General features: G+C 45.4%; 9 protein-coding genes. 5 read left to right on the top strand and 4 right to left on the bottom strand.

The features are described from left to right. Positions 1-52 precede the first annotated feature (52 nt). Positions 53-1342 carry a peptidoglycan DD-metalloendopeptidase family protein gene (locus L1D22_RS02750; protein WP_239828630.1) on the top strand — a complete coding sequence of 430 codons (1290 nt, stop codon included), beginning with the start codon at positions 53-55 and terminating at the stop codon, positions 1340-1342. A gap of 82 nt (positions 1343-1424) precedes the next feature. Here the strand turns inward: L1D22_RS02750 and L1D22_RS02745 are convergent, their stop codons facing one another. From L1D22_RS02745 to erpA, 3 genes are all read right to left on the bottom strand, one after another. Continuing rightward, complete coding sequence (locus L1D22_RS02745) at positions 1425-4514, bottom strand: efflux RND transporter permease subunit (RefSeq protein WP_239828629.1); 3090 nt, start codon at positions 4512-4514, stop codon at positions 1425-1427. A 10-nt stretch (positions 4515-4524) separates the two neighbouring features. Next, entirely contained in the window at positions 4525-5649 is a 1125-nt protein-coding gene (locus L1D22_RS02740; RefSeq protein WP_239828628.1) for an efflux RND transporter periplasmic adaptor subunit, read from the bottom strand. A 375-nt stretch (positions 5650-6024) separates the two neighbouring features. Beyond that, positions 6025-6366 (bottom strand): iron-sulfur cluster insertion protein ErpA, encoded by a 342-nt coding sequence (gene erpA / locus L1D22_RS02735; RefSeq protein WP_004734539.1) that lies wholly within the window; start codon positions 6364-6366, stop codon positions 6025-6027. A gap of 296 nt (positions 6367-6662) precedes the next feature. Here erpA and hemL point away from each other — a divergent pair, with 296 nt between their 5' ends. Next, positions 6663-7958, top strand: coding sequence for a glutamate-1-semialdehyde 2,1-aminomutase (gene hemL, locus L1D22_RS02730; RefSeq protein WP_048605689.1), 1296 nt, complete (start codon positions 6663-6665; stop codon positions 7956-7958). 141 nt (positions 7959-8099) lie between these two features. On the opposite strand, the gene L1D22_RS22285 is transcribed toward hemL, so the two are convergent. After that, positions 8100-8225, bottom strand: coding sequence for a hypothetical protein (locus tag L1D22_RS22285; protein WP_048658168.1), 126 nt, complete (start codon positions 8223-8225; stop codon positions 8100-8102). Positions 8226-8301: 76 nt separating this feature from the next. On the opposite strand from L1D22_RS22285, the gene L1D22_RS02725 reads away from it, so the two are divergent. From L1D22_RS02725 to L1D22_RS02715, 3 genes are all read left to right on the top strand, one after another. Then, the gene (locus L1D22_RS02725; protein ID WP_239828627.1) at positions 8302-9387 is read left to right on the top strand and encodes an AI-2E family transporter; all 1086 of its coding nucleotides are present in this window, start codon (positions 8302-8304) and stop codon (positions 9385-9387) included. A gap of 109 nt (positions 9388-9496) precedes the next feature. Continuing rightward, complete coding sequence (gene rsmC, locus L1D22_RS02720; RefSeq protein ID WP_239828626.1) at positions 9497-10519, top strand: 16S rRNA (guanine(1207)-N(2))-methyltransferase RsmC; 1023 nt, start codon at positions 9497-9499, stop codon at positions 10517-10519. Between the two features lie 216 nt (positions 10520-10735). Further along, positions 10736-14125, top strand: a complete 3390-nt coding sequence (locus L1D22_RS02715) for a response regulator (RefSeq protein WP_239828625.1) — start codon at positions 10736-10738, stop codon at positions 14123-14125. Positions 14126-14196: the final 71 nt, after the last annotated feature.

Below are 14196 nucleotides of genomic sequence, written 5' to 3'. Positions count from 1 at the left end.
GTTACACTATTCCGTCGTCGATTTTCATAATATTTACAGAACGAACCGGAACATGTTGTCTATTTTTGCACGCCTTCCTATTTTGCACCGGGCTTTTATCGCATTTTTTAGTGCCGTAATTTTCGTCGCGATTTTCTTACTCCCCGACGTCAACAGTTTACGTGACGATTCGGGTGCTTTGGTCGTGGGAAAACATTATCCATTGACTATCGATGCATCTGCGCTGGTTAACTCAAGTGACGCACCACCAACGGCAGTACTCAATTGGGAAAAATACACCGTTCGTTCTGGCGAAAGCACCTCTGTTTTATTCGAACGTATTGGCCTCTCATACCGCCTGTTAATCACGCTACTCAATACCAATAATGATATTAAGAAACAGCTGTCTAACCTAAGACCTGGCGATGTATTGCAATTCGGCTTTGATGAAAACAACGACCTTATTCAGTTAAAACGCCAACTTAGTGCATTTGAAAGCTTCAAGATCACTAAATCTGGCGATTCATTTTCTTCTAGCTTCGACAAGAAAGAGGTTGCCTACCAATACAATTATGCTGAAGCCAACATCACGTCTAACTTCTGGAATGCTGGTGTCAGTGCAGGCCTAACTGCAAACCAGATTATGGAATTGGCGGGGATCTTCGGTTGGGACATTGACTTTGCGTTGGATATTCGTAAGAACGACAGTTTCAAGATCTTGTATCAAGAGAAGGTAGTTGAAGGTGAAGTGATTGGTCGCGGCAAGATCATGGCGGCAGTGTTCAAAAACCAAGGTGATTCATTTACCGCGGTATTGGATGACAAGAGCGGCAATTACTTCGATGAAAATGGTCGAGCAATGAAGAAGGCCTTCCTGCGCTCTCCGATCGATTTCCGTCGCGTGACATCGAACTTTAACCCTCGCAGAAAACACCCAGTCACCGGCAAGGTTCGTGCCCACCGTGGTACTGACTACGCGGCTCCTGTTGGCACTCCTATCTGGGCAGCAGGTGATGGTATCGTTCAGAAGTCGGGTTACAACCAATTTAATGGTAATTACGTGTTCATCCGCCACAGCAACACCTATATCACTAAATACCTGCACATGAAGCGACGCATGGTGAAAACAGGTCAACGAGTCAAACAAGGCCAAACCATTGGTACCTTGGGTGGTACAGGTCGTGTGACTGGTCCGCACTTACACTATGAATTCTTAGTTAATGGCGTACATAAGAATGCGCGTACCGTGAAGTTACCTCAATCTAAGTCGCTAACCGGTAAAGCAAAAGCTACTTTCATTGCGAATTCAGAGATTCGATTGAAGAACCTTGAGCGATACGGTCAGTTGCTGGCGACGAATTAGATTGAAAGCCTAATCACTATTAAGACAAAAAAGAGCGCCCACCAAGGCGCTCTTTTTATTTTCGTTAAATCCAAATGTTCTGTTATTTTTCAGGTTTCTTTTCTCGACCTAACATTAACAAGCATGGTGTCAGTACCAAGGTCAATACCGTCGCAAACGCCAGTCCACCTGCAATAGCAGTCGCTAGCTGTGACCACCATTGTGTACTTGGCGCGCCAAACTCTATCTTTTGATTAATCAGGTCGATGTTCATCTCTAACACCATCGGCATCAAACCTAAAATGGTTGTGACCGTCGTGAGCATTACTGGCCTTAAACGCTGAACACCGGTTCTCAGAATCGCATCTCGCTTGTCCAAGCCTCTTTTGATTAGCTGGTTATAGGTATCAATCAGTACGATGTTGTTGTTCACCACTATCCCTGCAAGTGCGATCACTCCAATACCAGACATCACGATGCCAAACGGGCGTTGGAAAATAAGCAAACCAACAAACACACCAACCGTTGAGAACAGCACCGCACTTAGAATTAAGAACGCTTGATAGAAACTGTTGAACTGAGTAATCAGAATCAAAGCCATTACCGCTAAAGCCGCCAAGAAAGCACTTTGTAAGAAGGCTGACGAATTCTCTTGTTCTTCGTTTTGACCACGGATACGAAACTCAACACTACTCGGCAGCCCCAATTCACTTAACGCTTGCTCGATCTTTGGCAGTTCGAGCGCAAGATTATAGCCCTCTTCCATATCCGCCATGATGTTCACCACACGCTTTCCATCGAGGCGCTTAATCGTGTCCTGTTTATGGTCGGGAACAATCTGGGCAAAGTTGGTGATAGGCACTAAACCTGCTGGCGTTTTCACTCTCAACTGATCAAAGCGTCCAATATCCCTCTTGTCATTAGGGTAACGCACCAAAATATCGACCTCTTCTGATGAGTCATCAGGTAAGTAATCACCAATCTTTAGCCCGTTAGTGACAAACTGAACGGTGTTGCCAACCAAGGTCGCGTCTGCTGCAAAACGGGCGGCATCGTCTCGGCGGATATCCACCTTCCAATCGATACCATCTTTACTCGCAGTGTCGCTGATATTAGTCAGTGCTTGATTACCATCCGCCCAGTTTCTCACAATTTTTGCAGCCTGATTAAGTTGCTCCGGTGTTTTAGCCGACAGCTCAATCACCAAGTCATTTTCAACTGGAGGCCCTGCATCTGGGAATTTGTATTCAATCTCAACACCAGCGTATTGATCGGTTTGCACCTTTAACTCATCAATGATCGCCTTAACACTGCGGCGGTATTGCCAATCGACTGGTGTAATCGAGATCAAACCAATCTGGTCGTCACCACCGGTACGCGTATAAACCGTATCGAATTCATCATGATTCAACATCATCTGTTCAATATCACGCATGATGTCATCTTTTTCTTGAATAGAAAGATCACCGTGAGAGCGAACTTTGACGTTAAAGAATGGCGGATCAACTTCAGGGAAAAACTCGGCACCGAGCCCCGCTTTTGAATACGTGAAACCAACTGCAACCGCGAGCAGTATCGCACTGAACAGAATCTTAAATGGGTGCTTAATCGCAATCGATAATGTGTGGTAATACGCCTTGGTTAAGCCTGTCGCCTGTGAGAAATCACCATTATGCAAAGCTACCATTCGAGCTTGGCTCTGAGACGAAACGTATTGCGGTTTGCCGATCAAACCGCCTAATACAGGCACAAATAACAACGCCATAATCAATGAAGCAGTTAAGGTAGCGATCAGAGTGAGCGGCAGAAACTTCATGAATTCGCCCGTCACATCCGGCCAAAAAAGAAGTGGAGCAAACGCCGCCAAGGTTGTAGCCGTTGATGCCGTTATTGGCCATGCCATTCGTTTGGCTGCATCTCGATAGGCCGCTTTACGCCCTTCCCCTTCTTGCATTCTCCGGTCGGCAAACTCGGTCACCACAATCGCACCATCGACGAGCATCCCCACCGCCATAATCAGTGAAAACAGCACCACGATATTAACGGTTAACCCGAATACAGAAAGAACCAATAAACCCGTGAGGAATGATCCAGGAATTGAGATGCCCACCAATAACGCAGTACGCACACCAAGAATCGCGATAATCACAATCACGACTAGAATAATGGCGGATAAGATATTGTTTTGCAGATCATTAAGCATGATCTTCACATCTTTAGATTCGTCCCAGGTGTATTTAACCAACAGGTTATTTGGCCATTCAGCTTGCTGTTGAGCGCCAGCCATTACGGCTTTGACTAGCTCAACGGTTTCGATGATGTTCTCACCTGCGCGCTTCTTGATGTCCAACACCACCGCAGATTTACCATCTAAACGCGCAAAGCTCTCTGGGTCTCTAAACGCTCGGCGAACTGTAGCGACATCGCCAAAAGTGACCACCTGTTTGCCATCCACTTTAATAGGTAGCTCAAGCACATCCTTTAAGGAATTAAACACCGAAGGAACCTTGACCGAGAAACGACCATAGCCAGTATCAACAAAACCCGCGGCAACCACTCGGTTGTTCAAAGCGATCAAGTTGTAGATATCCGCTTGATCTAGGCTGTAACTTTCCATTAAAAGAGGGTCAACGATGATTTCAACGATATCTTCCCTATCACCTGCAATATCGACCTCTAATATCTGGCGATAGCTTTCGAGTTTATCCCCCACTTCTCGGGCAATTTGTACGATAGTACGTTCAGGAACAGTACCGAATAGCACAACAGAAAGTACTGGCTGCTCAGAAGCGAGTGTGACTTCATTTACGGTTGGTTCATCACTGTCTTCTGGTAGCTTTGGTTTGGCAAGATCAACGGCATCACGCACATCCGCCATCGCTTTGGTAAGATCGACTCCAACGTTAAACTCCAAAACCACAGAGGCATGACCTTCCGCTGCAGTGGCTGTCATCTCTTTTACGCCCTCAATCGACCTCAGCTCTTGCTCTATAGGCCTAACCAATAAACGTTCAGCATCAGTTGGCGAGATCCCTTGGTGCCCGACTGAAACGTAGATAATCGGAATAGTGATGTCAGGGCTCGACTCCTTGGGTATCGTGATATAGGTAATAACACCTGCAACCAGAATAAGCGCCAAAAGGGAGAGCATTGTTCGAGCACGAGACAAAGCTGCATCAATAATTGAATACATCAGTTATCTCCTACTCAGTTGTTACGTTTGAGAGTTCAGCACCTTGCTCGACCGCAATCACCGAATCACCATCACGCACAAACCCTTGCCCTACGGTGATGATATCGACCCGTTGACCTAAACCCGTGAGCCACACACCATCTTGTTCTGCCTTCACTAGCTGAATCCCAACAAACTTCACGATGGGTGAGTCATCGACTGAAACCAACGTTTTGACCCCAAGATTGCCAGCCTCATCCAAAGCCAACATCGCAGGTGTCACCTTGATTGCGTCTCTTGTTTCTAGGTTGAGTTTCACTTCAGCGCTGACACCGGCGGGTAATAGGCCTTCAGAATTATCGATTTCAATCTCGATTGGAAAAGTATTGGTTGAGGCCGAAGAAATTCGAGACACATAACGCAAGCGCCCTTCCGCCTCTTCTCTTCCTAGCAAACGGACCAAAGCAGATTGATTGACTAACAGATGTTGGATATGGCGCTCACTGACATCGGCTTCAATCACCAGAGGATCTAGGTCAATTACACCTGCGACTGGGTCGCCTACACCAACAAAATCACCCAACTCGACCATCAAATCTTGAACTACACCCGAAAAAGGCGAGGTAATAACAGTATTCTTTAAAGCCAATTCTGCATTGCGCATCATGGCTTTCGCTTCAGTTAACGAAGCCTCAGCGGTGGTATAAGCTATCTCACCTTGCAGACCTCTTTTCTTCAGTGACTGCGCCGCTTTGAACTCTTTCTGCTTTAAACGATATAAAGCCGATGCTCGCTCTAACTGTATTTCCAAATCACCTTTATCTATTTGAGCAATGGCCTGCCCAGCTTTAACCACATCGCCCTTCACAACGTTCAAGCGAACAATCTTACCCGCCACTTCCGCCCCTAATCGAGCATGCCTGTCGGGGGCCGTACGACCGTATAAGTCAATGGTTTTAAAGGTGGGTGATGAGGTGAATGTTTGAAAGGAGACCTTGGCCAACGGGATTTCTGTCGCTTTTTTCTCTGGTGATTCTTCTGCTTGCCCCACTCCTAGACCAAGCCAGATAGACAAGAACATCACTAAAATCAGAGACACCAGCCACGGCTGTTTCAGTTTCTGAAAAAGTGGTGAGTTAGAAAATAGAGTGGGCATAGCAAATCCTTTTGTCCGATGTGATTAAGACGCGCTAAATGGCTTAACACTGTCATGTGCAACTTCCTGATACACATAGGTAACCTTAACAGACCAAAACCAAACGAAGTTGGACGCTATCGACAGTTTAAAAAATATGCCGTGTACTAAAAATGACAAAATAGAGGGTTGGAATGGTTTTAAAAGCAATGGCTTAATATGTCTTAGCAATTTTGAGGCTGCGTGAAAAACAAGAGCCTTGATCAGAACCGAGTTTTGTTATGAAGAGAAATTTGGGAGATATAAAAACAAAAACGCCGAACATAAGTTCGGCATTTACAACCTTCTGTGTAGCTTTCAGCTAAAGCTGTCTTTTAACTCTAGCTATCTTTCAAGCTATACGCTGAATGATGCGCCACAACCACATGTTGTTGTAGCGTTCGGGTTGTTCACAAAGAAGCGTGCGCCTTCTAGGCCTTCTGTGTAATCAACCATGCCGCCCATTAGGTATTGTAGGCTCATTGGGTCAACAACCAGCGTTACACCGCTGTTTACAATCGTAGTGTCGCCATCATTTACTTTTTCATCAAATGTGAAGCCGTATTGGAAACCACTACAACCACCACCTGTAATGTATACACGTAGTTTTAGTTCTGGGTTTTCTTCTTCAGCGATTAGCGTTTGTACGCGGGTAGCTGCTGCATCAGAAAAAGACAATGGGATATTTACTTCGCTCACGACAACCTCTCTTACCTGTGTCAAAAACAACATGATACAAATCTAATTCGAGACCAGTGTTGTTGAGTATTTTCTTATATTCGGGTGATTATCTAATACCTGACTGAAACGTTCAAGTATTCACCATCGGATCCTTCCTTTTACTGCTGTAAACTCGTCAATATCTGGCAATTAAAACGTGTAACCACACAAAACAACCAGATTCGGGTGATTATCTGGGCGAAAGCATTCCTAGTTGGATTAGGGATAGGTACAATGCGTGCCAATTGGTCCGACAGTCAAAAGAGGATATATCAATGACCAAATCAGCAGAGCTGTACGAAAAAGCACAGCAAACTATTCCTGGTGGCGTAAACTCTCCAGTTCGTGCATTCAATGGCGTAGGTGGTTCTCCAATCTTCGTTGAACGCGCTGATGGCCCACTTATTTTTGATGCTGATGGTAAAGCATATATCGATTACGTTGGCTCTTGGGGTCCAATGATCCTTGGTCACAACCACGTTGTTATCCGTGATGCCGTTATTGAAGCAGCTCAACGCGGCCTTAGCTTCGGTGCTCCAACCGAAACTGAAATCAAAATGGCTGAGCTGGTATCTGAGATGGTTCCATCAATGGAACAGCTACGTATGGTTAGCTCAGGCACTGAAGCAACAATGAGTGCGATTCGTCTTGCTCGTGGCTTCACTGGTCGTGACAAAATTCTTAAGTTTGAAGGCTGCTACCACGGCCACGCAGACAGCCTACTTGTAAAAGCAGGTTCTGGTGCTTTGACTCTAGGTCAACCTAGCTCTCCTGGCGTACCAGCTGATTTTGCTAAACACACGCTGACTGCAACCTTCAACAACCTAGATTCAGTACGTGAGCTATTCGCAGCGAACAAAGGCGAGATCTCGTGCATCATCGTTGAACCAGTTGCGGGCAACATGAACTGTATCCCACCAGTAGAAGGCTTCCACGAAGGTCTACGTGAAATCTGTGACCAAGAAGGTGCATTGCTAATCTTTGATGAAGTCATGACAGGTTTCCGCGTTGCAGAAGGCTGTGCGCAGGCTTACTACAACATCAAGCCAGACCTAACGTGTCTTGGTAAAGTTATCGGCGGCGGCATGCCTGTGGGTGCTTTTGGTGGTCGTAAAGAAGTGATGCAATACATCGCACCAACAGGCCCAGTTTACCAAGCAGGTACGCTTTCAGGTAACCCTGTTGCAATGGCTGCTGGCTACGCATGTTTGAACCTTCTACGTGAAGAAGGCAACGAAAAGCGTCTAGCTTCAAAAACTAAGCAGCTAGCGAATGGCTTCAAGCAGCTTGCTGACAAGCACGGCATCCCGATGCTAGTACACCAAGTTGGCGGTATGTTTGGTTTCTTCTTCACAGACCAAGAAACTGTAACGTGCTACGAAGATGTAACTAAGTGTGATGTAGAACGCTTCAAGCGCTTCTTCCACCTAATGCTGGATCACGGTGTTTACCTTGCCCCTTCAGCATTTGAAGCAAGCTTTACTTCTCTTGCTCATGGTTCAAAAGAGCTTGATGCGACACTAGAAGCTGCTGACCGTTCTCTTGCTATCATTGCTGCTGAAAGCAAATAATCGAAAGCACTTTCTACGTCGCTAACCGATTGAATTTAGGGCTGCATTAACGCAGCCCTTTTTAATGCATCGACTAAATTAAACTCGAGTATTTCCGCTTAGATTACCCGTCAATTGGTTAGAAAATTTAACGAAAAGCGTCTAACGTTCCCAGAAAAGGAAAACCAACAACATCAGCGTACCAAGGAACATTCTGAACCAAGGGATCTCTTTTTTTGTTTGCTGTTGTTCGTCTTGGCATTTCTTATCTTTATCACAACATCCCATAATCAAAACTCCTCATTGCTAACTCTCTGTTTTGCAGCCATTATAAACTCAGAACGCAAATATAGAGACCATTACCGTGTCAGAAAAAATCAAAATCAATTCTAGCCACTGGGTGATCATCATTGCCCTGCTTGCGGCGGCTTATGCTTGTTACCTGCTTATCGAACCATACGTTAACTCGATTGTGATGGCCTTTATCATTTCACTTTTAATGTTCCCGATCCATGAGTGGCTTGAAAAGAAGATACCGAATAAAGAGAACGTGGTCTCCCTGCTTTCTTGTGTCATCTTAACCTTTATTATTGTTATCCCTTTGTTGGCGGTGTTTGCAGCTATTGTCCAGCAAGGTTCTTTGTTCTCTCAGAACACCTACCAATGGGTAACACACGGCGGCATTCAAACACTGTTCGAACACCCTTTAGTTGTGAAAGCCCTGTCGTTCGTGAACAACTATCTACCTTTTGACAATATTGAACCTCAAGCTATCGCGCAGAAGGTCGGCGAATTCGCGACAAGCTTCGGTTCTAAACTTGTTGGAGTCAGCGCAAAAATCCTTGGTGATGCGACCAACTTCTTGATGGATTTCTTCTTGATGTTGTTTGTTCTGTTCTTCTTGTTGAGAGATCACGACAAAATCATCAGTGTAGTACGTCATATTCTTCCGCTATCTCGCAGCCAAGAAGACAAGCTCCTCACTGAGATTGAGCAAGTTTCTAAATCAGCAGTTATGGGCTCATTCTTAACGGCGATTGCACAAGGTTTTGCCGGCGGCTTAGGTATGTGGATTGCAGGTTTCCCAGGGCTATTCTGGGGCACAATGATGGGCTTCGCCTCGTTCATCCCTGTGGTCGGTACTGCACTAATCTGGATCCCTGCAGCGACCTACTTGTTCCTAACGGGTGATACTACATGGGCAATTTTCCTAACGGTTTACTGTGTCGCAATTGTTGGCTCAATTGACAACCTTCTGCGTCCGCTGCTAATGCAAGGCAGCGCGGGCATGAACACCTTAATGATTTTCTTCTCATTGCTAGGCGGTATTCAACTATTTGGCTTGATTGGTCTTATCTACGGCCCACTGATTTTTGCTATTACTATCGTCCTATTCAATATTTACGATGAAGAGTTTAAGGACTTTTTAAATCAGCAAGACAAGAGTTAAACCGCTCTTCAATCACTTACTGCCGAACGAGTATTAAACACTTCAAGCTTTGGGCGGATTATGCGAAAATCCGCCCTTATTTTTTGCTAACGATTCAATAGAGTGTCCTATGTCAGCTTATATTGCCCCAAGCCAGATTGCTGAGCGCCAACTTGCCTACTTCGAAGGCAAACATGTTTTAGTTGCCGGTGAGGCTGAAGACTTATTCCCTGTTGAATTAGTAAAACACTGTGAATCAGTCACTGTATTTACTTCAAACTACAGCTACTACCGTCAGCTTGAAGGTTATAGCAGCATCCAACGTTTTTACGGTGCTGAGTTTAACGAAGAGACCAAAGCTGACTTAGTGATGCTCTACTGGCCGAAAGCCAAGGCAGAAGCTGAGTATTTGTTGGCGATGCTGTTCGCTAAGCTAGGCAAAGATACTGAGATTGTCGTTGTCGGTGAAAACCGCTCTGGCGTAAAAAGTATTGAGAAGATGTTTGCGCCTTACGGCAAGGTCGTAAAATACGATTCAGCGCGTCGCTGTTCTTTCTACTGGGGCCAATGCTTCGAACAGCCACAAGTTTTCAACTTACAAGACTGGTTTAAAACCTACACGGTTAACATTGGTGAGCAATCACTGACCGTGAAAAGCCTTCCTGGCGTATTCAGCCACGGTGAATTCGATGTGGGTAGTCAACTACTGCTTGATACTTTGCCAAAACTGAAAGGCAAAGTACTGGACTTCGGTTGTGGTGCAGGCGTGTTAGGCGCTGTAATGGCATCTCGTAACCCTGATATCGAGCTAGAAATGTGCGATATCAGTGCATTTGCCGTAGCATCAAGCCAAGCGACACTGGAAGCAAATGGTTTAACAGGTAAAGTCTTCGCGTCAGATGTCTATTCTGATACAGCACAAGACTACCAGTTCATCATCAGTAACCCACCATTTCACTCAGGTTTAGACACCAGCTACAGCGCGACTGAAACCTTACTCGCTCAGGCACCTAAACATTTGAAGCGCTCTGGTGAGATGATTATTGTCGCGAACAGTTTCTTAAAATACATCCCCATTATTGAGCAAGCATTTGGAAAATGCGCGACTCTAAATAAGACCACTAAGTTCGCGATCTACCACGCAAGTAAGTAGCCTCTCTAGCACAGCGCAGGGTCATTATCTGCGCTGTCTGTTCATATTTTTATCAAAAGTCTATAAAAGTGAGCTTTTGCACACGCTTTAAATACCACTTACTTGTCAAAGTAAAAAAACTCGTTAATTTCGTTAAATTGGAAACCATTAATTCTATTCTCTGTACTTGTTTTCGCCCCTTTTAGCAGTACATCAAAGGAAAGTAGTACCCAATTTATGTTTAGATTTTATCGTAAGCAGAAGTTTAAGCGCCTTCAAAATACCCTAATGCTGGCATTTCTTGTCCTCAGTATTACCCCAGTGACACTTATCGCGATATTTTTCCTTCAATCGCACAGTCAGGACCTTCAGGAACAAAGCACCTCACACCTTGTTTCGGTCCGCGATACTAAGCAACAGCAAATTGTCGATTACCTGCAAGCTCAAGAATCCCAAGTGATGGGCTTTGTTCGCTCAGAATTAGCCAATGCCAGTGGCGGCCGATTCTATGGTTTGATCAATGCCTTCCAACGACTTGGTCTCGATATTGATGAAGCACGCAGTAATGCACAGCAGCGTTACATTCAAGGATCGGGCGATCAGATCAAAACATCGATTCTTCCAGAATCGAGCAGCTATATTGGTAGTGAACGTTATCGCCTACTGCACAAGCGCTACCATAACGCTTACCTAGAGCTGCTTAAACGCTCCGATTTTGACGATATTCTATTGGTTGATATCAATGGTAACGTCGCTTACTCCGTCTTTAAAAATGACGATTACGGCACTAACTTGCTGACTGGTAAATACAAAGACTCAAATCTAGGTGTTACCTTTCAACGACTCGCTAAAGATGTCACCGATCGCCGTAAATCCAACGAAGATTACACACCAGTTATTGTATCGGACTTTAAAGACGAGAACGGTAAACAAACCGCATGGCTAGGTGCGCCTATCGTACAGCAGGGTTACCTACACAGTTATGCGATGTTCAGACTGCCGATCAATGGCATCACCAAACTGATTGCCGATCTCAACAAGAGCTCTAACATTCAAACGCTTCTTGTAGGTAGTGACCACTTACCTCGTAGTCTTGCGCACTCTCAAGAATCGATTAACTTAAGCCTAGACGTGGTTGATAAAGCACTTGCGGGCGAAACAGCCGTAGGCACATTTGATAACACTCTCGATCAGGCGATCATCGCGGCCTATACACCAATTGAACTTAAGTACGCAACTTGGGCTCTCGTTGTCGAACTTCCGGAAAAAGAGGCATTTGCCCGTATTCATCAACTAGAAAAGATCTTCGTGATCGTGATGCTAACGGCGATCATTCTGGTTGTTGTCGCATCGCATTACCTTTCTAACTTCATCACCTCACCGCTGCTTAAATTGACATGGGCAGCCGAAAAAGTATCCGCTGGTGATCTTGATGAGACGATGATCAACACCGAACGTAAAGATGAAATCGGTCGCTTGGCAGTCAGCTTTGAACGAATGCAGCGCTCTATTCGTGAAAAGATGCAACTCATCAAGAGCCAAAATGATGAGCTTGAAGACAACCTCAAGACCATTCAAAAGCAAAATGAAGAATTACAGCTTGCCAATAAACTGAAAGATGAATTCTTAGCGACTACCTCTCACGAATTAAGAACACCACTGCATGGCATGGTTGGTATTGCTGAAGCACTTATATCTGGCGCGAATGGTCCTATTCCGGCTAACCAGAAGTACCAGTTAGATATCATCATCAATAGTGGTCAAAGGTTGGCTACGCTGGTTGATGACCTACTTGATTACCACAAGATGCGTTATGGCAGCCTAGATATTAAGAAATCCGCGGTTGACCTGTCCGCAGCCACCAGCTTGGTGCTTGAGTTGTCTCATCACCTGTTGGGCAACAAGCCCATCCGTATTATTAACCAAGTCCCAAGCGATCTAGGGCTCGTCTCATCCGATCCTCAACGACTTGAGCAAGTGATGTATAACTTGGTCGGTAATGCCATCAAGTACACATCCGAAGGTAAGATTGTTATCTCAGCGAGCGTTATCGACGATAACATTCGTGTGCAAGTGGTCGATACTGGCCAAGGCATACCAGCAGAGTACCTTGAGCACATCTTTGAGCCGTTAATTCAAGCAGGACAAGATGCGAGTAACTATCGCCAAGGTGCAGGGCTTGGATTATCAATCAGTCGCCAGCTAATCGAGCTAATGGGTGGATCGCTGTATGTAAGTAGCCAACCGATGCTTGGTACCACATTCAGCTTTACTCTGCCTTTGGCTACAGAAGAAGAACTTAAAAACTACAACGAATCAGGCAGCTACTCGCACTTCCAAGCGCCTGATTTAATTGATAACGCGCAGCAAGAGAACAGTGTTATCAGTGAGAACCCTGACGGTCCACTATTAGTTATCGCTGATGACGAACCCGTGAACCTGCGAGTATTGGACAGCTTCTTGAAATTAGAAGGCTACCGAGTACGCACAGCCTGTGATGGCCCTGAAACCATTGAATTGATTGAGAAAGAGAAGCCAGAACTACTTCTACTCGACATCATGATGCCGGGCATGAGTGGCTATCAAGTGTGTGAATCGCTGCGTAAGCAATATGACCATGCACAATTGCCAATCATCATGCTAACGGCACTCAACCAAGCAGAAGACCGTGTTCGTGGTTTCGAAGCGGGTGCTAATGATTACTTATCGAAGCCATTCAACAAACAGGAACTGGCTGCACGAATCACGGCTCACTTATCAGCAAGTAAAGCAGAGCAGAGACGCCTTGAGAATGACCAATTACAACTTGAGCTCAAACACAGAGCCATGGTTGAAGCTAACCTGCTAGAAACTCAAGGACGTTTGCTAGAACAGTTAGAGTCGGCTCCAGAAGCCATCATCTGTATTCGTGATGACCAGCGTATTCGCTTTGCCAATGAAGCGGCAGCGAAACTGTTTAGGCGTGGGCAAGAACAACTTAAGCGCTCCATGGCCGACGAGATCATCGCACCTAAGTACCTTAAGGTGGAACAGGCGCACTATTGTGGTGATATCGACATCTATATCGACGATACCCGTCAGCGCATACCAAGTGACATCCTCAAGCTGCCAGAAGGTTCTGGGCTCGACACAATGTATATCTTCAATGTTGGTGGTGGCGTTAACTCAAACCGTATCAATAACCTTGAGACTGCGGTTGAAGCTCTTTCAAGCTATGCCTTTGAAGGTGACAAAGATAAGTTGCAACAACTCAAAGAGCTTGGTGGTGAGTTTACGCGCCTTGCAGATAAGGCAACCGGCGAAGGGAAAAACAAACAGGTGTTGATGCGTGAAGTCCTAGTGGATGCCATGACTAACGCCATCATCTACTGGGAGTCTGTTACCGGTGAAACTAAGTTTGCTTTCGCAGAGAAGAGTGGCTTATGGCGCGTCTATTTAGACCGCAGCACGCTTCAAACGCGAACGTTGGACAAATACCTACGCGTAGAAACGCTGCCGAAAACACCTCGCTGGCGAACGGTATTGAGCTCTATCGAATTCATACTCGAACACTGCAAAGAGCAGACACCAGAAAGAACACACATTGAGATGCTCAGAGACAAGCTACAGAAATTACTGACCAGCTAATCCTGAACTAACATCACGATACTTCAAATAATGAAGCCCACCTCGTGTGGGCTTTTTTGTGCATGGCATTC

The organism is Vibrio sp. Isolate34, from assembly GCF_022397915.1.
Taxonomy (GTDB): Bacteria; Pseudomonadota; Gammaproteobacteria; order Enterobacterales; family Vibrionaceae; genus Vibrio.
This window is presented reverse-complemented; position numbering and strand designations above follow the sequence as displayed.